This window comes from Lysinibacillus sp. A1 (genome assembly GCF_000801965.1).
Classification (GTDB): domain Bacteria; phylum Bacillota; class Bacilli; order Bacillales_A; family Planococcaceae; genus Lysinibacillus; species Lysinibacillus fusiformis.
In genome coordinates, this window is sequence record NZ_JSZM01000012.1 from 225,429 (window position 1) to 250,635 (window position 25,207).

Below are 25,207 nucleotides of genomic sequence, written 5' to 3' on the forward strand. Positions count from 1 at the left end.
GAAGATGATCTACCACAGGCTACTAGTAGAATTGCTTTTTGAATATAGTCAAACAACTGAATGCTTACAGAAAAAGAGCGATTTGGTTTCTAGACCAAATCGCTCTTATAAATTATCGAATACTCATTTTAAATTCTAAAAACAGTTCATTATATTTACCTAAGTAATCTGGGCCTAAGTTTTTGTAGACCTCTAATGTATCACGTTGCTCTTCAGAAGGGTAATAGCGTTCATCAGCAACTACTTCTGGGTCCATTAAGTCCATCGCAGCGATATTAGGCGTCGAATAGCCAACATAATCGGCATTTTGAGCACCAGATTCAGCACTTAGCATAAAATTGATAAAGGCATGTGCACCATCAATATTTTTTGAGGTTTTTGGAATAACCATATTATCGAACCATAAATTGGAACCCTCTTCAGGAACAGCAAAGTCCAACTCTTCATTTTCAGACATCATGTCCGCTGCCTGACCAGACCAAGTGAGGGCCACTGTTGCTTCATTATTGATCATTAATGGCGTAATTTCATCCCCAATGATCGCTTTTACGTTTGGCGCAAGTGTAATCAGCTTGTCAGTTGCTTCACGCAGTTCATCGTTATCCAATGAATTCAAGGAGTGTCCAAGACTATTTAAACCCATCCCAATCACTTCGCGGGCACCGTCTACTAAAAATACTTTTCTTTTTAGTGAAGGGTCCCATAAGTCATCCCAGGAGGAGAAATCTAAGTTCCCAACTAGCTTTGGGTTATAAACAATTCCTACTGTTCCCCAGAAATAAGGAACTGAATATTGATTGTTATCATCGAATGGTAAATCTAAAAAGTATGGATCAATATTTTTTAAATTCGGGATTTTCGCTTTGTCTAAAGGAATCAATAAATTATCTTCCTTCATTTTTTCAATCATATACTCAGAAGGGACAGCAATATCGTACGCTGTACCACCTTGCTGTATTTTAGTCATCATAGCTTCATTGGAGTCAAATGTTTCGTAAATGACATGAATACCTGTTTCTTTTTCAAACTCTTTCAATAGATCAGGATCAATATACTCTCCCCAGTTAAAGATGGTTAAAGTGTCTTTTCCACTCTTACCTCCACCAGCACTTAAGGCATCAGCAGCATAAAATAAAAGGGCAGAAACAACAAGTATAGCGATGGTCGCTTGAATTAATGACTTCATTGTTGTCCCTCCGTTCTTTTACTTGTGCGACTTGTAATGAAGTAATAGCCAACCACAACGATAACTGTTACAAAGAATACTAAACCAGAAATAGCGTTAACTGTTAGAGAAATTCCCGCGCGAGCCATCGAGTAGATTTCTACCGATAATGTACTGAAGCCATTGCCGGTTACGAAAAATGTCACAGCAAAATCATCTAAGGAATACGTAAGAGCTAGGAAGAAACCTGCAAAAATACCTGGCTGAATATATGGTAAAATGACACGCATCATAACATCCTTTTTGGTTGCTCCTAAATCTAATGCTGCATCAATTAGTGATTTATTCATTTCTAACAATTTAGGTAAAACCATTAACACTACAATTGGTACACTAAACGCTACGTGTGCTAATAATACTGAAGCAAAGCCTAATTTAATGCCCACCATTGTAAATAAGATTAAAAAGCTTGCACCAATGATGACATCTGGACTGACAATTAAAACATTGTTTAAGGACAATAATGTATTACGCATTTTTGAATCCTTGACTGTTACAATACCGATTGCTCCTAACGTTCCAATAATAGTAGAAATTAGAGCTGAAAGTAATGCTACGATAACGGTATTAATTAAAATAACAAGTAGCCTTGAATCTTCAAAAACAGCCTTATAATGCTCTAAAGTAAAGGACTCAAAGTTATTCATGGAGCCACCACTATTGAACGAGTAAAAGATTAAATAGAGAATGGGTGCATACAGAACGATAAAAACAATCGTTAAATAGACTTTGGCTGATGCAGAAAGTTTGTTCATCGCACGCGACCTCCTTTATCTTTTTGTCCCGTAATAAGCATAATGATTACCATAAATAAAATTAAGAACACGGCAATGGTTGAACCCATTCCCCAATTTTGTGTCACAAGGAATTGCTGCTCAATCGCTGTACCAAGGGTGATAACACGATTTCCTGCAATTAAGCGAGTAATCATGAAAAGTGATAGAGCAGGGATAAAGACAACCTGAATACCTGATTTAACACCATCCATTGTCAATGGTAAAACAACGCGACGGAATGTTGTAAAAGCAGATGCACCTAAATCACGAGACGCATAAATAAGTGTTGGATTTAAACGATCTAAAGAGTTAAAGATCGGTAAAATCATAAACGGAATAAAAATATACACGGATACAAAAACAAAGCTAATATCTGTAAAGAGCATTTGCTTTGGGTCAAAGCCAAACACTTCGATAAATGCATTGATCGGCCCGTATAAACCAAAGATACCAATAAAGGCATATGTTTTTAACAATAAATTAATCCATGAAGGAATAATAATAAGCAATAACCAAAGCTGCTTGTGTTTCGTTTTTGTTAAAAAGTAAGCAGTTGGATATGAAATTAATAATGTAAAGAATGTAATTAAAAATGCATACCAGAACGAGCTTAATGTCATTTTTAAGTAAACAGAAGTGAAGAACGCTTTATAATTATCGAGCGTGAAATTGCCATGTAAATCGAGTAGGGAATAATAAACAACGAGTGCAATCGGCGCGATAACAAAAAGGGCAATCCATAAAACATATGGAAATAACGCTGATTTTGATGTCTTAGCTTGCATCTTCGTCGTCTCCGTACGATTCCAATCGTTTATCGAACTCTTCCTCTGTTTCATTTAAGCGCATTACATGAATCGCCTCTGGATCAAAGTCTAAGCCAATTTCTGTCCCTACTTCAGCTTTTTTCAACGAATGGACTAGCCATTCATTGCCATCTTTATCATACGTAGATAGCTCATAATGTACGCCACGGAATAACTGTGTATCTACTTTAACAACAAGTTTCCCCTTCTCAATAGTCGTCATTTCTAAATCCTCAGGGCGTATAACGATATCAATTTTCTCATTTGGTTTCATACCTTGGTCAACACATTCGAAAATCTTACCCGCAAATTCAACCTTGAAATCTTCAATCATGACACCAGGCACTATATTGGATTCACCGATGAAGTCTGCTACGAAGCGATTAATAGGTTCATCATAAATATCTACTGGTGTACCAGATTGTTGAATTTGTCCTTCACTTAAAACAAAAATTTCATCACTCATAGCGAGTGCTTCTTCCTGATCATGAGTAACGAAAACAAAGGTTTTGCCAAGACGTTGCTGTAATTCACGTAATTCGTATTGCATTTCTGTACGTAATTTCAAGTCTAATGCTGATAGTGGTTCATCCAGTAAAATTACTTCAGGGTCGTTAACGATAGCACGTGCAATCGCTACACGCTGACGCTGACCACCAGACATTTCGGAGATTTCACGATTGCCATAGCCTGCTAAATTGACAAATTTTAAAGCCTCCGCAACGCGTTCTTTAATTTCCTTTTCAGGTAACTTCTTAATACGTAGTCCGAATGCGACATTTTCAAATACATTTAAATGAGGGAACAGCGCATAATCTTGAAAAACAGTATTCACCTGACGTTCATTGGCAGGAACAGAATTTATTTTTTTATCATGGAAAAACACATCTCCTGTTGTAGGTTCTGTGAAACCAGCAATAATTCGTAAAATGGTTGTTTTCCCACAACCAGATGGGCCAAGGAGAGTATAAAATTTGCCCTTTTCAAGCTCCAAGTTAATATTCTTTAAGACAACTGTTCCGTCACTATAAGACTTGGATACATTTTCAAAACGGATAATGGAATTCATTGTCATTGATGCGCCTCCTTAAGCTATAAATATGAATCCGTTGCAACGAGTAAAATTTTCGTTTCAGCAGCATGTGCATTAAAAATTTGATGATGGTCTGTCGCGTCAAAATAAAGAGCATTGCCTTCACTAGCGATATATTGTTCATTCCCTAAAACGAGACGAATACGCCCTTTCACTACATAAATAAATGTTTCCGAGAGTGAAGGCTCAAATTGCTTGAATTCGCCATTGGCTTCAAATGTTAAGAAAATAGGCTCCATTTCTTTTTCGTTGGATGTAGGGATGAGCCATTGAATTTCGTATTTTTTTTCTTCATCCGTAAAGATGGACTGATCTTCCTCTGTATAAACAACCTTTTGTTCAGGTGATTCATCATCAAAAAATTCCTTTGGTGTTGACCCTAACACTTCTAATATAGAAAAAAGTGTTTCAATAGAAGGTGAATTCAAATCACGTTCTAATTGGGAAATATAGCCCTTACTTAAATCTGTACGTTCTCCAAGTTCCTCTTGGGTAAGACCTTTTTTTAAACGAAGCGCTTTAATTTTTGCTCCTATTTGCATCTTTTCCCTCCTAGAAGAAGTTTAGCAATGATAAACTTTTGAAATATGAAGTTTACTTTAACGAAACTTTTAGTTTACTAAAACCATTACAATTATACATAATAAATAAAAATTTGCAATCGTTTTTTATGAAAAAAATCGCTGTAAAATGTTAAAAAAAGAGTCATAAAAGTAGTGGAGAAAAAATTTGTATAAAGGAGAATATAGTTGTCAAAAATAGCTAATAAATAGGATGTAGCAGAAATTCCAATTTTGGATTTGACGATTTTTTGTCGACTCACTACATTCGGGTAATGGGGCGGAGCTTACTTGTTTGAAAAACTACGTTTACTCTGCTATCGTAGAAGACGAGTTCGCTTGTGCGAATGGAATAGAATATATAAACTACATATTTATTCGGAGGGATTTATTATGGCAGAACGCATGGTAGGTAAACAAGCACCTGACTTTACAATGGAAGCAGTACTTTCAGACAAATCATTTGGTAAAGTATCATTAGAAGATATTAAAGCACAAGATAAATGGACAGTACTTTTCTTCTATCCAATGGACTTCACATTTGTATGTCCAACAGAAATCACTGCAATGAGCGATCGTTATGACGAGTTCGAAGACTTAGATGCAGAAGTAATCGGTGTTTCTACTGATACAATCCACACTCACTTAGCATGGATTAATACAGACCGCACTCAAAATGGTCTTGGTGAATTAAAATATCCATTAGCTGCGGATACAAACCACCAAGTTTCTAAAGATTACGGTGTGTTAATTGAAGAAGAAGGTATCGCGCTACGTGGTTTATTCATCATTAATCCAGAAGGTGAATTAAAATACCAAACAGTATTCGATAATAACATCGGCCGTGATGTTGATGAAACGTTACGTGTACTTCAAGCATTACAAACTGGCGGTCTTTGCCCAGCAAACTGGCGTCCAGGTCAAGCAACTCTATAATAAAATAGAGTTGCGTCATGATGTAACAAATAAAGAGTCCCCACGACATGCTTGTGGGGACTTTTAAGTAAGTGGCGAGTGCTAATTTACTTTATCTTAGATGGCAATATATTTTGGGAGGAGTTTTACCCAACATTTAATGCATCTAAAGAACAACGATTTAATAGAGGAGGATTTTTCATGAAACTTCGTGAACAAATGCCAGAACTTGTCGGCGCAACAACTTGGTTAAATGGTGAAGTATCAAAAGCAGAACTAGTAGGCAAAAAACCAACATTAATCCATTTCTGGTCAGTGAGCTGTCATTTATGTAAAGAAGCTATGCCAGATGTTAATAATTTCCGTGATCAATTTAAAGATGAGCTAAATGTTGTAGCAGTACATATGCCACGTTCTGAAGCAGATACTGATTTAGAGACGATTAAGGCAGTAGCGGCTGAGCATGACATTGCGCAACCAATCTTTGTTGATAGCGAAATGAAGTTAACAGATGCTTTTGAAAACCAATATGTACCTGCTTATTTTGTGTTCGATAAAGATGGTCAGCTGCGTCATATGCAAGCTGGTGGTAGCGGTATGAAAATGTTAGAAAAACGTGTAAATCGCGTACTAGACGAAATGCGTAACGCTGAATAATTAGAGTAAGTGATGACGGGGATTTAGGTCCTCGTCTTTTTTATGTTTGCAGCGTTGTCCAACAATGACGAATAGCGTCTTGTTTTGACAATACATATCGCTAAGAATACGCTACAATGATGGTATAGTAGTTTTCGGAGGGATTTTTTATGATGAAAAAAGAGTTTGCGGTCATTGGGCTTGGACGTTTTGGGGGAAGTATTGTTCGTGAATTAATGAGTCAGGGTGCTCAAGTGATGGCAATCGACCATTCTTCAGAGCGTGTAGACGAATTTGCTTCTATTGCTACACAAGCCGTCATTGCAGATTCAACAGATGAATCGGTTCTAAATTCATTAGGTATTCGTAATTTTGAACATGTGATTGTAGCAATTGGGGAAGATATTCAAGCGAGTATTTTAACAACCATCATTTTAAAAGAAATTGGTGTTGAGCAAATTACAGTAAAGGCTCAAAATGATTACCATGAGAAGGTATTGCGGAAAATTGGTGCCGACTTTGTAGTCCATCCTGAAAGAGATATGGGTATTCGTATTGCCAATAATATGCTATCGAATACAGTACTAGATTATTTAGAGCTTTCAGATGAACACTCTATTATGGAATTAAAGGCGAATGATGCTATTGCTGGATATTCGATTATGGATTTAGATATTCGAGCTAAATATGGAATTAACATCGTAGGGATTAAGCGTGGTGCTGATATTATCGTATCACCTCAAGCAAGTGATAAGATTTTATTGGGAGATATTATGCTTGTAATTGGTGCTGATGTTGATATAAATCGTTTCGTAAAAAAGGCATTAAATGGGTAATTGGCAATGACAAAACGAAGATGGAGACTAATTATATTTGCAGCTATTTTACTGATCGGAATTTTTGTTATGCAATCTCGTGAAAAAAATGAGAAGGAAGCGATTTCTTTTATTTTAGATGAAGCTACAAATATTGATTCAATCGAATTATTCCAAGGGGAAAAAACGGTATTTCGAGGGTCTGACGGCGAGGCGAAGAACTTTATTGAAAAATACCCTTTAAGTCATGTAAAGAAGCTTTCTAAAAAAGAACGAGCAATTTTTGAAGAAGAGCCCGCCTATCATATTGTTTATAAAATAAAGGACAAACCGATTTATGAAGTGGACATTTTAAAGGTAGCAATTAGCTCTGAGCTAAGCGAAGAATTGCAACAAATGGTTTTTCCAATCGGTGACGATCAATATATGATTTATTGGGCTCAAGAGAAAAAAGTTTTAGAACAATCAACCAATACTCAACGTTTACTTGAGCAATATCAACATTAATGAAGGTAGTGACACAGCACGTATGGCTGGTCACTATTTTTTTAGTTTATAGGAAAGTAATATTTGGAAAAAATGTTTGATTTCAGTATGGCAGTTCGATTAAACTTTGACATAAAGAGGGGGTAAATACATGAAGTTTATGTCTAATCGATGTGTGATCGAACGTATACAACCAGAACATTACATGGATATTCAAGGGCTCTACACAAATGAAAGCGTCAGAGAGTATCTTGGAGGAATTCCACAAAAAAATTATATCGAAGCTTCCTTTAGAGGTATGCTAGAGGCACCATTTCCTAATACATATTTTTATATCTCATTAAAGAAAACGGGGGAATTTATAGGCCTTGTATCCATCGATGAGTATCATGAGCATGAGATGTATGAACTTTCCTATCAATTTTTACCGGAGTATTGGGGGCGGGGGTTAGCATTTGAAGTTCTAACGCAAGTGGTTAAGGAGGGTTTGACGTATTTAAATATCTCCTCTATCGTGGCAGAGACACAAACAGCTAATCGTGCATCTTGTCGACTACTCGAAAAGCTAGGGATGAAAAAAGTACAGGTACTTGAAAGATTTGGTCGGGAGCAAGCGGTCTATGAATTAAAAAATACGAGTGCTGTCACTAGACAAATCGTTGCCATATCAGGCGGAGGATTTTCTCAGCAAATCCCTTCATTTATTGACCATTATATTTTGAGTCTAATTAAGACAACTGAACGCATCAAAATTTGTTTTATTCCAACAGCAAGTAATGATGCACAGGGGTACATCGATAAATTTTATTCAGCTTTTACACATTGTGACGCTACTCATATTTTGCAAGAGGACATGAATGACATACAAATTCGAGAAAAAATATTGGCACAGGATATTATTTATGTAGGCGGAGGAAATACCAAGCTTCTTTTAGATAAATGGCATGCCTATCAATTCGGGGAGCTATTGAAGGAAGCTTATAAAAGCGGTGTTATTTTAGCTGGCATGAGTGCTGGGGCAATGTGTTGGTTTGATAAATGCTTTAGTGAAAATCAACACAATCATTATGAGGAATACAACGGGCTAGGGATATTATCAGGAACTTTTTGTCCACATTATGATGATCCTGAACGAAGCATGTTATTTAATAGCTGGCTAAAAAATAATGCAACATTGCAGGCATATACGCTGAATGATGCAGAGATGCTTCATTTTAACAATGAAAAATTAGTTGCTAAAATCCAATGCTAGTAAAAGGGAATAAAATTATGGTCAGGTCAAACATGCTAAAGCTTTAAAAGAAGAGATTGGGGGTTTTAGATAAACTTTTCTAATGGATAAAGACAAAAAATAGGAAGTGAGGTACTTTACATGCGAATACGAGAAGCAACAAGAAATGATAGTGTTCAAATTATAGCAGTTATGACAAATGCGGAGGCATCCAATCTGATGTTATTTGGTCCTGGCGAGCGAAAAATGGAGCCTGAGACATTTGCAAATTATTTAGAAAAGCTTTATCATAGCCGTCATTCAGCATTATTCGTAGCAGAAATAGATGATAAGGTGGTGGCTTATTTAATTGCACAAGGGAATGAAGCAACAAGAATTGCTCATCGTGCTTATCTTGTCATTGGCATCCATAGTCATTATAGAGGCAGAAAAATTGGAACAGCCTTATTTAATCATGTAGAACAATGGGCTAAAGATAATAATATCCATCGTCTCGAGTTAACGGTTATGGAAAACAATGAGGCTGGAGTTGCTTTATATAAGAAAATGGGCTTTGAAATAGAGGGAACGAAACGGGATTCCTTGTATGTAGATGGACAATACATCAATGAATATTACATGTCAAAACTTGTATAAGAAAAGGAGTAAAAGATGACGACTATCGGTATTTTTTCACCCTCCTCTCCAGCGACGGTTTCTGCGTCGAAACGTTTTGAGCGTGCAAAAGCATTTCTAGAAGAGAAGAATTTTCATATTGTAGAAGGTTCCCTTACTGGCAAATTTGATTATTATCGATCAGGCTCACCACAAAAACGAGCAGAGGAATTAAATGAATTACTCCGCAATCCTAGTGTGGATATTATTATGTCTACGATTGGAGGTACCAATTCCAATAGTATGCTGCCTTATATAGATTATGAGGCTTTTCAACGAAACCCTAAAATCATTATAGGTTACTCTGATGCATCAGCCATTCTACTGGCACTTTATGCGAAGACTGGTATTTCAACATTTTATGGTCCAGCGCTCGTGCCATCCTTTGGCGAGTTTGAGCCATTAGTCAACGATACATACAAATTTTTTGAGGAGTATTTCTTGCAGCCTCAAACACTCCCTTATGAAATACAGAAGCCTCCTTATTGGTCAGATGAGCCAGTCAATTGGCTGGAGAAAACAGTAGAGAAAAAGGTAATCAAGAATGAATGGAAAACCGTTCGAGAGGGAGTTATAGAGGGAAGGCTAATGGGGGGGAATGTTAATGCCATGTATGGTTTTATTGGGACACCTTATTTCCCTGCCATTGCTGAAGGTGACATTTTATTAATGGAAGATTGTATGAAAAATGCAGCGATCGTGGAAAAGAATTTTGCGATGCTCAAATTGCACGGAATTTTTGACAAAATAAGTGGAATAATTTTGGGTAAGCATGAATGCTACGATGATCTAGGAACCGGACGCAAGCCATCTGATATTTTACTAGAACAATTGGACGGTATACACATACCTATTTTGGCGGAAGTGGATATTTGTCACACACAGCCTATGCATCCGATAGCAATCGGTAAACGAGTGAGGCTAGATGCTACAGCTAAAAAGATATACTGTATCGAACAATGGTTATAAGTACGAAGCCTTGCTAATGTGGCAAGGCTTTATTTATGATGGGTTCCTTGCATCATCATCAGTTATAGCGTACATTTTGACATTTTTATATTGTCCTTTAATGAACATACTTTTGCGTAACAGCCCTTCAAACTGCATTCCGGACTTCTCCATCACTTTTTGAGAACCAATGTTTTCTTCCAAGCATCTCGCTTGAATACGTATGAGTTTCAATTCTTTAAATCCAAAGTCAATCAGCTTTTTTGTGGCCTCCGTTGTTAATCCTTTATTCCAATAATCTTCTGAAAGAACATAACCGATTTCCCCCAATTTATGTGTGTGATCAATCGTTACAAAGTCGATTGTGCCAATTAGAGTCCCAGAATATTCAATACCCCAAAGTAGATGATTGCCTTGTTCATACCCACTTAATATGAGCATCAAAAAAGCTTTAGTATCCTCTATACTTGTATGGGCATGCCATGTAACATAACGGGCTACGTTTTCTTGAGAGGTATAAACGAACATAGCCTCTATATCCTGCTGGGTAATAGGTCTTAAAAGTAGCCTTTCCGTTTTCAAAATGGGTATAGTATATTGCATATGTTTTCCTCCTTTAACATTAGTGTATACAAAAAAGCTGACCTCAGAATGAATGGGGTCAACTTTTTCTAACAGGCAGATGAGGGAATATTTATCATCCGTGGACACATCCTCTAGGCAAAATTTCTCTTTACGGATAGCGCTTATCGGTTGCAGAGGAGTCCTTTGTTTTCGTTTTATGCTGTTCATCTTTGACTTTTTCATTTAGTTCTTCGACAGGTATAGGATCAACGGTTTTCATATCCTCATGTTTATCAAAAATACTTTCCTTCCCTGTATCCAACACATCGGGATTGTTTGTATGGCGCGTTTTTGATTGTTTTTTATTAGACATTTATGATCACCTCTTACTATACACTTTCACCATTTTACTAGAGTTTAAACATAATTGTTTTTCATAGTCTACCCATGGATAAAAAACATAATAAAGGCAGTGAAACAGCCATGGCTGTCATCACTACCCTTTTTCTTAGGATACTATAGTGGCCTTCCCTTGAAGAGCACGTTCTTCCATCGTTACATCAAATTCTTTTTCGGATTTTGATACTACAACACATGCTACACCATTACCAATTAAATTGGTAACAGCACGGGCCTCAGACATAAAACGATCGACACCAATTAATAGTGCTATTCCCTCCACTGGTATCATTGGGAAGGCAGCTAAAGTTGCTGCTAATGTAATAAATCCTGACCCGGTTACACCCGCTGCGCCTTTAGAAGTAATCATTAAAATTCCGAGTAGTGTAATGATTTGAATCCAAGTTAGGTCCATTCCGTATGCTTGTGCAATAAATAAGGCAGCCATTGATAGATAAATAGAAGTCCCATCTAGATTGAAGGAGTACCCAGTAGGAACGACTAAACCTACAACCTGCTTCGAGCAACCATAATTCTCAAGTTTTCGCATCATAGATGGTAGAGCTGATTCAGAAGAGGACGTCCCAATTACTAAGAAAATCTCATCTTTAATGTAAGCAATAAATTTAAAGATATTAAATCCAAAGAACTTTGCAATGCCGCCTAAAATAAAGACAACAAATAAAAACATCGTAATATATACGGCAGCCATTAATAGACCTAGGTTACCTAAAGATTTTAATCCAAAATTCCCAATTGTATAGGCCATTGCACCAAAAGCTCCGATTGGTGATATTTTCATAACCATACTGACAATCTTGAAGAAAATTTCTGCTACTTGCTCAAAGAATGTGATGACTGGTTTTGCAGGTGCACCGATTGAGGCAGCTGCTAAGCCAAATAAAATAGCAGAAAATAGAACGGGTAATAGTTGACCAGTTGCCAATGCGCCAACTACATTTTCGGGAATAATACTAGAGATAAATGCACCTAAGCCCTGCTCAGACTCAGCTGCAGCAGTTGTATATTTCGAAATATCAGCATCAGATGCACCTGATGTATCTAAACCTGTACCAGGACTTACAATTAAAGCAACAGCAATGCCGATTGCTAAGGCAATTGTAGAGACGATTTCGAAGTAAAGTAATGCTTTACCTCCGATTTTCCCGACCTTTTTCATATCTCCCATACTGCCAATTCCAATAACCACTGTTAGGAAGATAATTGGAGCAATTAACATTTTAATTAATTTAATGAATAGATCTGCTAAGATTTTTAAACTAGCACCGAACTCGGGGAAAATGGCTCCGACAATAATCCCAAGGATGATTGCCACTATAACCTGAACAGTCAAATTTTTCAGTAACTTCATTTTTTGCTACCTCTTTTCTAAATTTTCTCTTTGATATCGCTTTCACTAGAATTATCATAGCGAATACTTCTTGAAAAAAGAGATTTAGAAAATAAGAAACATAACGTTCATAAAGTACATTTCCGTATATCCACATATAAATATAGTAATATCAATAAAAATCTCTGTTATGGTACGCTATAGTTAATATATTATTGTTATAATACAAAAACATGAAGTAATAATAAAGTTCGTTATAAATAATTAAATTATAATATTGTTCATTAAATTCAATATTTTCTGCTACTTATATAGACTAAAGTATTGTCAAAAGAATTTTTTGCAGATAATCTTAAAACCATATCATAAAAAGTGTGCCACTACTAATGAGAATGCGAATTTGAAAGGAAGGAACTATTGAATGATGAAAATGCCTGTGAACGGCAAAATACTGTTAGTGACATTTTTAATCATTGCACTCTCTTTTTTACTAGGTGGTATTTTTGTACTCGGTAACTTATTATCTGAACAGGAAAAAGATTATGGTCAGCGGGCAATGCTTGTAGCACGAACCGTATCGAATGTACCAGAGTTAAGTGTTCATTTGAACAATGACAATATAAAAGAATCCGCGAAAAATATTAATAAAATAGTAGATGGCATTAGGGTGATTAATAAGGCAGAGTATATTGTTGTGATGAATATGGAACGTATTAAATTATCACATCCAGTTAGTAAGGAATTAGGAGAGCGCAGTGAGTCGCAGGATTTAAATGCAGCATTTAGTGAGCATTATTATGTATCGAAGGCACGTGGAGAATCGGGTGTTATGATACGCGCTTTTGTGCCCATTATAAATGACAAAAGGGAACAAGTAGGGATAGTAGTAGTTGGCTATTCATTACCAACTTTGCTAGAAATGCTACAAAGCTATGAGCGAGAAATTATGATCACCATTGTTATCTCACTGATTTTCAGTATTTTTGGTGCATATACACTTGGACGGCATATAAAAAAACAAATGTTTGGTCTTGAACCTCATGAAATTGCAAAAATGTATGTGGAAAGAACAGAAACGTTTAATGCGATGCATGAAGGGATCATAGCCGTTGATAAGGAAATGAATATAACGATTTTTAATGAGAAAGCGGCTGTTATTTTAGGCGTTACTAGGAAGATAGAGGACTGTATTGGACAAAAAATTTATGATGTTTTGCCCGATACCCGTTTGCCTGAAATTGTTGAAACGGCAACACCTGTTTATAATCAAGAGCTGTACATTAATCATCATAGTATCTTAAGTAATCGTGTTCCCATTATTGTAAATGGCGAGTTAGTCGGTGCAGTTGCTATGTTTAAGGATTTAACAACTGTGAAAAAGCTTGCGGAGGAAGTAACAGGTGTAAAGGCCTTTGTTCAAGCATTACGTGTGCAAACCCATGAGCATAAAAATAAAATTCATACAATTGCTGGGCTATTACAATTGGGACATACAAAGCAAGCCCTTGAATATGTTACAGTCACTACTGAAAATGAAGCATCCCTGACGAAATTTTTAAACGAACGCTTTCATAATGAAAATATTTCAGGTTTGCTATTAAGTAAAGTAAGCTATGGAAAAGAGCTTGGTATCGAGGTTGAGATTGATCGAAAAAGCCATTTTAAACGCTTTCCTCCTCTAGTAGATCACCATGATTTTGTTGTGTTACTCGGCAATTTAATCGAAAATGCTTTTGAGGCTTTAAATGTCCTTTCGAAGGAAGATAAGTATGTAGCCATCTCTGTAGATGAGCATGATGGCGTCTTAGCGATAGCAGTTTCCGATAATGGAATTGGCATGTCCAAAGAGGTACAGGATCGTATGTTTGAGAATGGATTTTCGTCAAAGGCTAATGAAAATCGGGGCATAGGCTTGCATTTAGTCTATGAAATTGTAAGAAAAGGCAATGGAGATATTGAAGTAGTGAGTGAATTTATGAAAGGAACAAGTTTCTTAATTTTATTTGAGTTAGGAGAAGTATAGATGGATGTAATAAATGTCTTATTAATTGAAGATGATCCAATGGTACGTGAAGTGAACAGGCAATTTATTGAGCAAATCCAAGGTTTTTCATTAGTTGGCTATGCTAGTAATGGTATAGAGGGAATTCAAAAAATTAAACAATTAACCCCTGAGCTTGTCTTTATGGACATTTTTATGCCAGAGCAAGATGGCATTATTACGTTAGGGAAAATCAGAGAGGAGCATCTTCCTGTCGATGTGATCGCGGTAACTGCCGCGAACGATATGCCCACTGTGCAACGTATTTTACACTTAGGTGTATATGATTATATTATGAAGCCTTTTACATTTGAGCGGATTGAGCAAACATTAAAAAATTATCAAAGCTACAGGAAAAAAATAAGCGGTATGCAGGATTTAACCCAACATGATGTAGATCATCTCATGCAGCAACGTCTTCCGGAGCAAGTTGTCGTTACAACGACAGGAGCGGAAGCAATGATGATAGCAGAGCTACCAAAAGGGTTTAATCGAGCTACTTTAGATAAGGTACTTGCCTATATTCAAACAAGTGGAGGGGCAGTATCTGCCGAGGAGGTATCTACTTATATAGGTACAGCACGTGTTACAGCTAGACGCTATCTTGATTTTTTAGAAAAGCAAAATCTATTAAAAGTAGATATCCAATATGGAAGTGTAGGACGTCCTATTCATCGTTATTATATTTAATCATTAGTTTTCTAGATTTATAGGTGGAAAAGTAATTCCCTTTACATGTATTTGACTCTAAATAGCCCATATAGTCATTTTTATTTCTCTACTATATAGAGGGATGAAAATGGCCTTTTTGATGTTGGCAATTTAGGAGCGAAACATTGAGCAATAGTTTATGCACTAGTATGAATAGTAGTATCTTTCTTTGACAATACATATAGCAAAGAATACGTTACAATATGGAAATGGTCCGTTTCCTTAAAAAGTAAAATGGTTTAGGTAATAGCAAATTTTTAAGTTAGCTTATGGGAAGTAGGTAAGGCATATGTTTAACGTTCGAAAAGAGGCACTGTTGAAATTTTTGAAAATTTTATGCCCAGTAATACTTTTGGCGATAGCTATTTATGAAATTCAACAAACAGTGAGTGGTATAGATGTTCATTTACTACAAAAAGAAGTGAATGAACTGCAGCTATGGGAGCTTTTATTAATTTTTCTGATCACCTTTATCGCAATCACGCCAATGATATTTTACGATGTTATTTTAGTAAATATATTAGGTATTAAAATCAATAAACGTAATTTGCTTAATCATTCATTTATTGTCAATACCTTTTCAAATCTAATTGGCTTTGGCGGGTTAGTAGGTATATTCTTACGTGATTACTTTTACTCAAAATATAAAGAAGATAAAGAAGGCATGATAAAAAGTATTGCTTCGGTAACACTGTTTTATTTAACTGGAATTTCTTTGTTAACGTGGTTTATGTATATATTCTTTTGGGATTTTCCATTGCTCAAAGAAGAACGATGGTTATCGATTGCTGTTATACTTGTCAGCCTATATGTACTAGCTTTTTGGGCGACGTATCTGATTCGCTATAAAAAGGAAAGTTCTTTAAAACCAAAAATATCACTTCAATTAATGATCACTTCAGTAGCAGAGTGGCTAGCTGTATTTTTTGTGATCTGGGCTTTAACGCTCATTTTGAAGATTCCAATTGGTTTATCAGCTTTAATTCCGATATTTTTAATTGCTTCTAGTGCAGGAATAGTCAGTATGATACCTGGAGGAGTTGGCTCCTTTGATCTCGTTTTTTTATGGGGAACACAAAGTATAGGAATTGCTGATGAAAAGGTGCTGTTTCTATTAATTTTGTACCGTGTCGGCTATTTTGTTCTACCATTTTTAGTTTCCGTACTCTTATTTATTAAAGAATATTGGATGCGTTGGAATGAATCTTGGGATGACTTGCCTACTGTTATTTTCCAGAAACTAAGCCATACGCTATTAACCATATTGGTGTTTATAGCTGGCATTATTTTATTGCTATCTGCAGCTTTGCCAGGGGTACTAAGTCGTTTAAAAATTGCTCAGGAGTTTTTATCCTCTCCCATTATGAATGTATCCCATCAATTGACCGTGGCAGCTGGCTTTATACTGTTAGGATTATGTAGGGGAATCAAATACAAAGTAAAAAGGGCATACCAGCTCGCGATTGTGGTGCTAAGTAGTTCGGCGCTATTTTCAATTTTTAAGGGTTTTGATTATGAGGAAGCCATTTTTTTAGTCATTGTCGCAGTGCTATTAATGGTGTCCAAAAAGCAGTTTTATCGAGAAAGTTATGTTTTGACATGGGGGATTGTCATCATAGATCTTGCTGTAGTAACTATTATTACAGCGATGTATGTGGTAATTGGCTATGTCAATTTACCCTCGGCTAAAATTCATTTTCCTAGTGCCCTACAAGACTATATGATAACCGATTATAAGGACCTCTTTAATAGTGCGATTATCGGCATTCTGATTGCCATTGTTATTTTTTATATAGGCTATTTTATACGTACGCCTAAGAAAATGGTAAAGCTTTTATCTAAAGAGCAGGAGGAAGCTATTAAAGATCATTTGAAGTTCTATGAAGGAACGGAGTATTCACATTTGATTTTTTTGCATGATAAATTTGTACATTGGAATGAAAAAGGAACTGTTTTATTCTCTTATCAAATTTATGCAGATAAGATTATCGTTCTTGGAGATCCGGTTGGTAATGAATCTGATTTTTTATATGCTATCCAGGAATTTTTGGAATTGGCTGATCGTCATGGCTATACACCTGTCTTTTATGAAATTAACAATAAAATTTTCTCTGCATTACACGAGTATGGATATAGTTTCTTTAAGCTTGGCGAAGAAGCCTTTGTAGATTTAGAGAAATTTACGTTCACGGGTAAAGAAATGAAGGGCAGTCGAGCGATAAGAAATAAGTTTGAACGGGAAAATTATATAGTGGAAATAATGAGTCCTCCTTATTCTCAGGAAGTCATGAAGGAATTGAAAGAGGTCTCAACAAAATGGTTGCAGGGAAGGGCAGAGAAAGGTTTTTCACTTGGTTTTTTTGATGAACACTATTTAAGCACTTCCAATATTGCTGTTTTACGTGGAAAGCAAGGAACGTTCGGTTTTGCTAGTATTATGCCTATGTATGATCAAGGCGAAAAGGTGTCAGTAGATCTCATGCGTTTTAAGCCAGGATCACCATCTGGAACAATGGATTTTATTTTCCTATCATTATTTGAATGGGCAAAATCGGAAGGCTATCGTGTCTTTAATATGGGGATGTCGCCTTTATCCAATGTCGGACAGTCTAGATATTCCTTTTTAAGTGAAAAAATAGCTGCACAAATCTTTCTACACGGACAGCATTTTTATCATTTTAAAGGATTAAAAAACTTCAAGTTAAAATATGCAGATTTTTGGGTACCCAAATATGTAGCCTATCGGAAAAAATCTTCATTACCTTTCACGATGGCACAAATCACATTGTTAATCGGGCAAAAGAGGAAAAAGAAGTAAATCATGTAGACTTTATCATTTTTTTAGCGCGAATAGGTATCATTCACGTATTGAAGCAAGAGATAAAGCATGGCTTTCAACTGTAGACAAACTCAATAATTTTTGAGTTTTCCTACAGTCTTTTTTCTTTTACAATAAAATAAAGTAACACCTTTGATTTCCACTACGGGCGGACGCTTTCCGCGGGCGGGGTCGAGCTGCTTCCCTCGCTGCGCTCAGTCCAGGATCTCGACTTTCCCGCTTTTCTCGCAGGAGTCGCCGCCCTCCGTTCCAATCAACTTCTACATAATAACTCCATATTCAGGAAAAGCATGGTATGCGATGGACAACCTTAAGAGGTCCTAAAAAATTGTCCATGCAGGCGATTCTTACATTTGGTGCCATAAAATAGCAACTATGCTCGAAGAATATATTGAAAATGGCAATTATTTATCAAATATTGAAAATAAAAAAAAGAAGAAAAAATGACAAAAGCCGTCGAGACTGAACTTCTCGATGACTTTTGTCAACAGTCTGAGCCCTGCATAAAGCAGGGCTTTTTAGCGTCTAAAAAAAGCTAAGTTTTAATTATTTTTTATCAAGCAATCATCTCTTATACGAAGTCTTCACTTTTTTTCTAGCGTTTCAACATCCATAGGCTCAGCAATAGGTCTGCCAGCTTTTAATAAGACTTTACTGCCCAAAAGGAAAAACCCTTGGATAAATAAGAGGATTCCTGTACCGATAAGTAGCCACTCGATAGCAATAATATCTGCAATTGGACCGAAGATTAGCATACCTAAAGGCATCATAGAGGTAGATATCATACTGAGAATGCCAAATACTCTTCCCATATAATCACTATCCACTTTTTCTTGTAATAACACCGTTGCGGGTGTGTTAAAGATTGGCATAGCTATTCCAGTAACGGTCATGATCATAAGATACAGCCAAAAAACCGGTATGACTCCTAGAGCCAATGTACAAAGACCAAATAATAAGGCAGATAATGTCATCGTATGCACTTTATTTTTAAAGCCACCCCATGTTGCGATTGCAATCCCACCAATTAACATCCCAATGGCAAAGGCCATCTCGATGGCAGTCAAACGCCAGACATCATTACCAAAGCTACGGGTAACTTGTAAAGGTGTTAAAAAGGCAGCAGGTGCAGCGAGCAGCATGAAAAAGGCAAAGAATAAGAACAAATGTTTTAAGAAAGCATGCTCTTTAATGTAGATGAAGCCTTGTTTCATATCACTAAAATAGCCTGTTGTTTGTGGCTGATTAGCTTTTGCATGTGCAGGAATGTGCAGAAATATTAAGAAGATAGCGATGGCAATAGCAGCCGTCGTAACATCAATAAAGAAAATAGACTCGATTGAAGCCATCGTTAATAATGCTCCACTTGCCATAGGTGCAAGAATCATGATAAAAGCTTGAATACTACTATTTACACCATTAACTTTCATTAAATGCTCTTCAGGCACAAATTGCGGTAAAATAGCGCCTACAGCTGGTGTTTGAATACCTGCACCAACTGCGCGTACTGCTGATATAACAAATAGTAGCCAGAGCTCATCATAGCCGATTAAAAATAAAATAGCTAAAATGAGCGTGGATAAGGCGATCAGGCCATCTGCCAAGATAATAAGCCATTTTCGGTTATAGCGATCTGCCCAGACACCAGCAATAGGTGCTAAGAAGAAGGTTGGTAAAAAGCCACAAATAATCGAAATTGTCATCATGCTACCTGATTGCGTTGTAAGCGTGATATACCATGTAATGGCATATTGCACAAGAGCAGAGCCAAAAAGTGAAATCGTTTGACTACTTAAAAAAAGTATTGTGTTACGTTTCCAATGTTCCAAATTCGTCATCCCTTTCTAACAGTAGTGCCTGTGTGGAAAGTAAAAAGACAACAAAAAAGAGGGGAGTAGAAGTCCCCTCTTTTCCAGTATTCCTAAAACAGACTAGACCTAATTCCATTTTCCTTGCACAGCAGGCAAAGTGTACGCATATTTAATTAGTAATGTGAAATCGTAGTCTAATTGAAGCTGTCATTTGGAATACCCTCCGTTCTAAATAAGCTGTGTTGATTGTAGCATAAAGTTCATGATCGGGTAAAGAAAGAATCAAACAAAAATTAGCTTGAATTTTAAAATAAGGAAATTGTAACAATGATTATATAAACCTGGAATAATCATGTATAACTATAGGTCATCTATTTTTTGAGGGGATTATAATTATACATATTTTTGGGGTATCAAGTTCATTTATTAAACGAGATTCCGGAAAAGAATTAATTTGTTTCATGCTTCTTGTAAATCAATGGGAGTAATTAAAATTACATGACTTGAAACATCGAGTGAAGAAGTTGCTTCGGGGACGTGCATATAGCGAGAACTTATCATATACTAAAATAGAAAAATAGCAAATGGAGGAAATATGAGAAAGAAAAATTTTAAATGGAAATTTATTGCTTTAGTCGCTATGATTTTAGTGTTATGCCTTTCAGCAATCCCTGCTAATACAGTGAAGGCAAGCACGACACAGCCGAAAAGAGAAATGCGGGCTGTCTGGATTTCAACGGTTCTTAATCTTGATATGAAGGCAGGTATGACGAAGGAGCAGTACACGGCTTGGGCACGCCAAACTTTGGATCAATTAAAAGCCAACAAATTCAATACTGTTATTTATCAAGTAAGGCCAACAAATGATGCAATGTATGCGTCTGAGCTAGCTCCATGGTCGTCCTACATAACAGGGAAAAAGCAAGGTACAAATCCCGGTTACGATCCTCTTGAGATAATAGTAGAGGAGTCACATAAACGAGGGATGGAATTGCATGCTTGGATGAATCCTTATCGTGTCACAATGTCTGGACAAAAGCTAACTGACCTTGCTGCCGATAACGTAGCTAGAACACATCCAAACTGGGTTGTTAAATATGGCAAACAATATTACTTAAATCCTGGCTTACCTGAGGTGCAAGACTATTTAGTTGAAATAGTAAGTGAGCTAGTAGCCAATTATGATGTTGATGCCGTTCATATGGATGATTATTTTTATCCATACAAAATCGCTAATGAGGTTTTCCCGGATCAAGCAGCTTACAAAAAATATGGTGCTTCCTTTAAAAAAGTGGAGGATTGGCGAAGAGATAATGTGAACAAGCTTGTAGAAAATCTTTATACAGCCATAAAAGAAACAAAGCCATATGTACAATTTGGTATTTCACCATTTGGAGTATGGCGTAATAAATCATTGGATAACACAGGAAGTGACACACGAGCTGGTGTCAATAATTACGATGATTTGTATGCAGACGTCAGAACGTGGATTCAAAATGGCACGATTGATTATATTACCCCACAAATTTATTGGTCCAGAACATTGTCTGTTGCGAAATATGGGACATTGCTAAATTGGTGGAGCCAAGAAGTACAAACATATGCTAAAACGCACCCTGTTCATCTATACATGGGACTAGCTGATTACAAAGTTGGTAATGACAGTGATGCTGCATGGAATAATAAAATGGAATTGCCAAGTCAAATACTAGAAAATCGTTCAGAAAAGGTAGCAGCCGATGGGCAAATGCATTTCTCGTTAAGAAGCTTTCAAACTAATAAATTAGGCTATGCAACAATTGTTAGTCAACAATTATATAATTATACGGCATTGACACCAGAAACCACTTGGAACGATAATACAGTGCCGAACAAGCCGACTTATGTAGAAGTGACAAAGGAAGCGGCAGGTCGTAAGATTGAAATTATTGACGATAATGAAACACAGCCACGTAAGTATGTTATTTATCGTTTTAAAGGGAATAAAGAAGGTTCTTACTATGACCCTCAAAATATAGTGGATGTTGTTTATAATAAGGATGGCATCACTCAATTTGAGGACAAGTCAGCTCTTGCTAAGCAAAGCTATACATACGGCATTACGGCTGTATCTGCTACAGGTGTAGAAAGCAAGGAAGCTTTTGTAGTGAAAGAAGTTCAATAAATAATAAAACAGCTACTCAAGCGATTGAACCGCATGAGTAGCTGTTTTTTTTATTAGTTTTCTTCCGTATCTTTACGATTTTTCTTTAACATTTTTGAAAGCATTTCATACACAATTGGTACAACAACTAATGTTAATAGAGTGGAAGATAATAAACCACCAATTACAGTAATGGCTAAGTCTTTTGATATTAATCCACTACCACCAGAACCAAGTGCCATAGGAACCATCGCACCGATTGTTGCAATGGCTGTCATAAGAATCGGGCGTAAACGTGTAGCACCGGCTTCTAGGATAGCTTCACGCATGGCTAGACCATCATGTTCCATATGAATAATACGGTCAACCAATACGATGGCGTTGGTCACGACGATACCGATTAACATCAGTAGACCCATCATAACAGAAACTGAAATCGTTTGACCGGTTACGAATAAACCAACAAATGCACCGATTACGGCAAATGGAAGTGAGAAGAGAATAGCGAACGGAGCTAAACCTTCACCGAACGTAACAACTAAAATGAAGTATACAATCGCTATTGCCGCTAGCATAGCAACACCCAGCTTTGTGAATGTTTCTTGCATATCTGCTGCAACACCAGCAACACCTGTTGTTACACCTTTTGGTAAATCTAATTTATCAATTTTCTTATCGGCAGCAGAAGTTGCTTTTGAAATATCATCGCCGATAATCGTACCGGATACAGTTGCGAAGTATTCACCTTTTGAACGAGATAATGAGTTAAGAGTCGTACCTTCTTCAAGATCTACTAGCTCACCAATAGTCATCGTTGTGCCTAATGCTGTTTTAATCTCAGTTGCTAAAACATCATCAAGCGAAGTCGCGGCTGCTTTAGCATCACGCTGAACAATGACATCTATATCTTTTCCATCATTTTTCACTGTTGTTAAAACTTCTTGTGATGTATTGGCATTTAAAGCCATCACGATTTGAGCAGTTGTTAAACCGTATTGAAGGACATTTTTCTGTTCTACTTTTAGTACATTTTCTACATATGGATCTTCATTATCAGATTTAATATCTTCTAGTCCATCCACATCTTTTAAAGCACCTTCAACTTGATTGACAGCATCTCGTAGTTTATCTAAGTCATCACTGTATAGTGTGTAGCTTACTTCGTTTGAAGACATAGACATTGAAGAGAAATTCTGAGATTTCCATTCTCCTGATTGACCGATATTAAATACATAGTCTTCCACTTCTTCACGTGCTTTAGGGAAGTCTTTCATATCTGGATCAAAGATTAGGTACATTAAAGCACCGCCAGCGCCTCCGCCCATCATCATTGCTGATGGATCGACATTGTTCGCATCTGTAATGGAAACTTGTAAAATATCAACGTCTTTACGTTTCATTAATTCTTTTTCTACTTTTTCAACATTAGCCGCAGTTTCATCTGCAAGCTCACCAGTAGAAGGGGTATATGTTAGGTACATAACTTTTTCTTCCTGTGATCCCATAAAGCTAAACCCAATTAAAGGAGTTAACGCTAGTGAACCTACAAGTAAGAAAATCGCAATTAGAGATGTAATAATTTTATGATTTAAAGCTTTTTCTAACACACCTTTGTACCATGTTGCTAGTTTACCAACTTCTTTATGCTGGCTTTCTTTTTTCTCACCGTATAATTTTTTACGGAATAAGAAATGAGATAATGCAGGTACAATTGTAATTGCTACTAATAACGATGCACCTAATGCAAACGTCATTGTCAGTGCAAATGGCATGAATAATTCACCAACCATACCACCTACAAATATAAGTGGAGCAAATACAGCCACTGTCACTAATGTTGACGAAAGAATCGGTTTAAACATTTCAATTGTTGCTTCACGGATTAATGCTCGACCTGTTAATTTTTCTTGTTTTAAATGGATACGTCGATAAATATTTTCAACAACTACAATCGAGTCATCAATAACACGTCCGATGGCAACGGTAATCGCACCAAGGGTCATAATATTTAATGTAATATCCATCCAGTTTAGCAGTAGTAATGCCATGAAAACTGAAACTGGGATTGAAACAATCGAAATAATTGTTGATTTGAAATCTCGTAAGAATAACAAGATGATTAATACAGCAATTGCGCCACCAAATACTGCCTTTTCAATCATAGTAAAGACAGAATCTTCAATTGGGGCACCTTGGTCAAGAGAGATATCTACGTTTAGGCCATCTAAACGTTTTTCTTCATCTTTCATAAGATCTTTAACGGCATTAACAACAGTTACAGTGTTAGCATCTTGACCCTTAACGATTTGAATTGCAATAGCATCTTGACCGTTTGTGCGGGACACAGATTGTACTTTACCTTCTACTTCAATCTTTGCAATATCACCTAGACGAACGAATGGTGAAGGATTTGTTGCTGAAGGTGTGACTGGAATTAATAAATCTTTTAGTTCATCTACGGATTGTACTTTACCGTCTACGGAAACTGCTTGTTCGCCAACAGCAAATTGATATAATCCAAGTGACAATGACATATCGCTTGCTTGAATCATTTGCTTGACTGATTCCTCTGTTAAACCTAATGCGGCCATTTTTTCTTCATCATATTTAAATGATACCTGTTCAATATGCTGACCTGTAATGGTTGCAGAGGCAACACCATCAATTTTTTCAATTTTAGGAAGTAAAACATCTTCTACTGTAGACGTAAGATCGACAATATCTTCCTTAGAACTACTTACGGATAGAGCTACTACTGGCATCATATTCATGCTGATGGCCATAATAGTTGGCTCCTGTGCACCTTCCGGTAATTTTAAATTATCTAAAGCTGCTTCTAACTGACGCTTTTTTTCATCCATATCAATGCCATAGTCGTATTCAACTTGCACTTGTGCTACGTTGGAAGAGGATGTTGAGTAAACTGCCTTCACATCTTCTAAACTTTCTATAGATTTCTCGAATGGGATGGAAAGATCATTCATGACTTGTTCAGGCGTTGCACCAGGATATACGCCCATGACAATTAAGTATGGGATTGAGATATCAGGTATAGATTCCATTTTCATTCTTGTACCGGAATAAATACCAGAGACAGTGATGATAATTGTTAATAACCAAACTGCCAATTTGTTTTTCAATACGAAATTAACTAAACCTTTCACCTTCACACCTACCCTTTATTGACTAACTAAATTCAATTA

21 protein-coding genes are annotated in these 25,207 nt (G+C 36.5%); 11 read left to right on the forward strand and 10 right to left on the reverse strand.

Annotated elements, in window-relative coordinates; genetic code table 11:
- Nucleotides 1-112: 112 nt before the first annotated feature.
- From PI85_RS10590 to PI85_RS10610, 5 genes are read right to left on the reverse strand one after another with little or no spacing between them, the layout of a single operon-like run.
- Nucleotides 113-1,186 carry a PotD/PotF family extracellular solute-binding protein gene (locus PI85_RS10590; protein ID WP_036123588.1) on the reverse strand — a complete coding sequence of 358 codons (1,074 nt, stop codon included), beginning with the start codon at nucleotides 1,184-1,186 and terminating at the stop codon, nucleotides 113-115.
- Complete coding sequence (locus tag PI85_RS10595; protein WP_036123590.1) at nucleotides 1,183-1,980, reverse strand: ABC transporter permease; 798 nt, start codon at nucleotides 1,978-1,980, stop codon at nucleotides 1,183-1,185. Before PI85_RS10595 ends, PI85_RS10590 begins: the two co-directional genes overlap by 4 nt.
- Complete coding sequence (locus PI85_RS10600) at nucleotides 1,977-2,786, reverse strand: ABC transporter permease (protein ID WP_025113756.1); 810 nt, start codon at nucleotides 2,784-2,786, stop codon at nucleotides 1,977-1,979. Before PI85_RS10600 ends, PI85_RS10595 begins: the two co-directional genes overlap by 4 nt.
- Entirely contained in the window at nucleotides 2,776-3,882 is a 1,107-nt protein-coding gene (locus PI85_RS10605; RefSeq protein WP_036123593.1) for an ABC transporter ATP-binding protein, read from the reverse strand. Before PI85_RS10605 ends, PI85_RS10600 begins: the two co-directional genes overlap by 11 nt.
- Before the next feature lie 17 nt (nucleotides 3,883-3,899).
- On the reverse strand, nucleotides 3,900-4,442 hold the full coding sequence (locus PI85_RS10610) for a helix-turn-helix domain-containing protein (protein WP_012293063.1): 543 nt from the start codon (nucleotides 4,440-4,442) through the stop codon (nucleotides 3,900-3,902).
- Between the two features lie 411 nt (nucleotides 4,443-4,853).
- Here PI85_RS10610 and PI85_RS10615 point away from each other — a divergent pair, with 411 nt between their 5' ends.
- The 7 genes from PI85_RS10615 (at nucleotide 4,854) to PI85_RS10645 (ending at nucleotide 10,166) form a co-directional block, all read left to right on the forward strand.
- On the forward strand, nucleotides 4,854-5,396 hold the full coding sequence (locus PI85_RS10615; RefSeq protein WP_008174083.1) for a peroxiredoxin: 543 nt from the start codon (nucleotides 4,854-4,856) through the stop codon (nucleotides 5,394-5,396).
- Nucleotides 5,397-5,576: 180 nt separating this feature from the next.
- Nucleotides 5,577-6,032 (forward strand): TlpA disulfide reductase family protein, encoded by a 456-nt coding sequence (locus PI85_RS10620; protein ID WP_036123597.1) that lies wholly within the window; start codon nucleotides 5,577-5,579, stop codon nucleotides 6,030-6,032.
- A gap of 152 nt (nucleotides 6,033-6,184) precedes the next feature.
- A complete protein-coding gene (locus tag PI85_RS10625; protein ID WP_004224679.1) occupies nucleotides 6,185-6,847 on the forward strand; it encodes a TrkA family potassium uptake protein in 663 nt (220 codons plus the stop codon).
- Nucleotides 6,848-6,853: 6 nt separating this feature from the next.
- On the forward strand, nucleotides 6,854-7,333 hold the full coding sequence (locus tag PI85_RS10630; protein ID WP_036123598.1) for a hypothetical protein: 480 nt from the start codon (nucleotides 6,854-6,856) through the stop codon (nucleotides 7,331-7,333).
- A 130-nt stretch (nucleotides 7,334-7,463) separates the two neighbouring features.
- On the forward strand, nucleotides 7,464-8,564 hold the full coding sequence (locus tag PI85_RS10635) for a GNAT family N-acetyltransferase (protein ID WP_036123601.1): 1,101 nt from the start codon (nucleotides 7,464-7,466) through the stop codon (nucleotides 8,562-8,564).
- 120 nt (nucleotides 8,565-8,684) lie between these two features.
- Complete coding sequence (locus tag PI85_RS10640) at nucleotides 8,685-9,179, forward strand: GNAT family N-acetyltransferase (protein WP_036123604.1); 495 nt, start codon at nucleotides 8,685-8,687, stop codon at nucleotides 9,177-9,179.
- A gap of 15 nt (nucleotides 9,180-9,194) precedes the next feature.
- On the forward strand, nucleotides 9,195-10,166 hold the full coding sequence (locus PI85_RS10645; RefSeq protein WP_036123607.1) for a S66 peptidase family protein: 972 nt from the start codon (nucleotides 9,195-9,197) through the stop codon (nucleotides 10,164-10,166).
- A 33-nt stretch (nucleotides 10,167-10,199) separates the two neighbouring features.
- Here the strand turns inward: PI85_RS10645 and PI85_RS10650 are convergent, their stop codons facing one another.
- The 3 genes from PI85_RS10650 to PI85_RS10660 form a co-directional block, all read right to left on the reverse strand.
- Nucleotides 10,200-10,748, reverse strand: coding sequence for a GNAT family N-acetyltransferase (locus tag PI85_RS10650; protein WP_036123610.1), 549 nt, complete (start codon nucleotides 10,746-10,748; stop codon nucleotides 10,200-10,202).
- A gap of 130 nt (nucleotides 10,749-10,878) precedes the next feature.
- Nucleotides 10,879-11,082: a hypothetical protein gene (locus tag PI85_RS10655; RefSeq protein ID WP_036123613.1), complete on the reverse strand. Its 204-nt coding sequence runs from the start codon at nucleotides 11,080-11,082 to the stop codon at nucleotides 10,879-10,881.
- 135 nt (nucleotides 11,083-11,217) lie between these two features.
- The gene (locus PI85_RS10660; protein ID WP_036123616.1) at nucleotides 11,218-12,480 is read right to left on the reverse strand and encodes a dicarboxylate/amino acid:cation symporter; all 1,263 of its coding nucleotides are present in this window, start codon (nucleotides 12,478-12,480) and stop codon (nucleotides 11,218-11,220) included.
- Between the two features lie 400 nt (nucleotides 12,481-12,880).
- On the opposite strand from PI85_RS10660, the gene PI85_RS10665 reads away from it, so the two are divergent.
- The 3 genes from PI85_RS10665 to mprF all read left to right on the forward strand — a co-directional run bounded on the left by PI85_RS10665 (nucleotide 12,881) and on the right by mprF (nucleotide 18,029).
- Complete coding sequence (locus PI85_RS10665) at nucleotides 12,881-14,482, forward strand: sensor histidine kinase (protein ID WP_036123618.1); 1,602 nt, start codon at nucleotides 12,881-12,883, stop codon at nucleotides 14,480-14,482.
- Nucleotides 14,483-15,190: a response regulator gene (locus PI85_RS10670; protein WP_036123621.1), complete on the forward strand. Its 708-nt coding sequence runs from the start codon at nucleotides 14,483-14,485 to the stop codon at nucleotides 15,188-15,190.
- Between the two features lie 310 nt (nucleotides 15,191-15,500).
- Complete coding sequence (gene mprF / locus PI85_RS10675; RefSeq protein WP_036123624.1) at nucleotides 15,501-18,029, forward strand: bifunctional lysylphosphatidylglycerol flippase/synthetase MprF; 2,529 nt, start codon at nucleotides 15,501-15,503, stop codon at nucleotides 18,027-18,029.
- A gap of 605 nt (nucleotides 18,030-18,634) precedes the next feature.
- On the opposite strand, the gene PI85_RS10680 is transcribed toward mprF, so the two are convergent.
- Nucleotides 18,635-19,888 (reverse strand): MFS transporter, encoded by a 1,254-nt coding sequence (locus PI85_RS10680; protein ID WP_036123627.1) that lies wholly within the window; start codon nucleotides 19,886-19,888, stop codon nucleotides 18,635-18,637.
- 568 nt (nucleotides 19,889-20,456) lie between these two features.
- On the opposite strand from PI85_RS10680, the gene PI85_RS10685 reads away from it, so the two are divergent.
- Nucleotides 20,457-22,025, forward strand: a complete 1,569-nt coding sequence (locus PI85_RS10685) for a glycoside hydrolase family 10 protein (RefSeq protein WP_036123630.1) — start codon at nucleotides 20,457-20,459, stop codon at nucleotides 22,023-22,025.
- A gap of 53 nt (nucleotides 22,026-22,078) precedes the next feature.
- Here the strand turns inward: PI85_RS10685 and PI85_RS10690 are convergent, their stop codons facing one another.
- Complete coding sequence (locus tag PI85_RS10690) at nucleotides 22,079-25,168, reverse strand: efflux RND transporter permease subunit (protein WP_036123635.1); 3,090 nt, start codon at nucleotides 25,166-25,168, stop codon at nucleotides 22,079-22,081.
- Nucleotides 25,169-25,207: the final 39 nt, after the last annotated feature.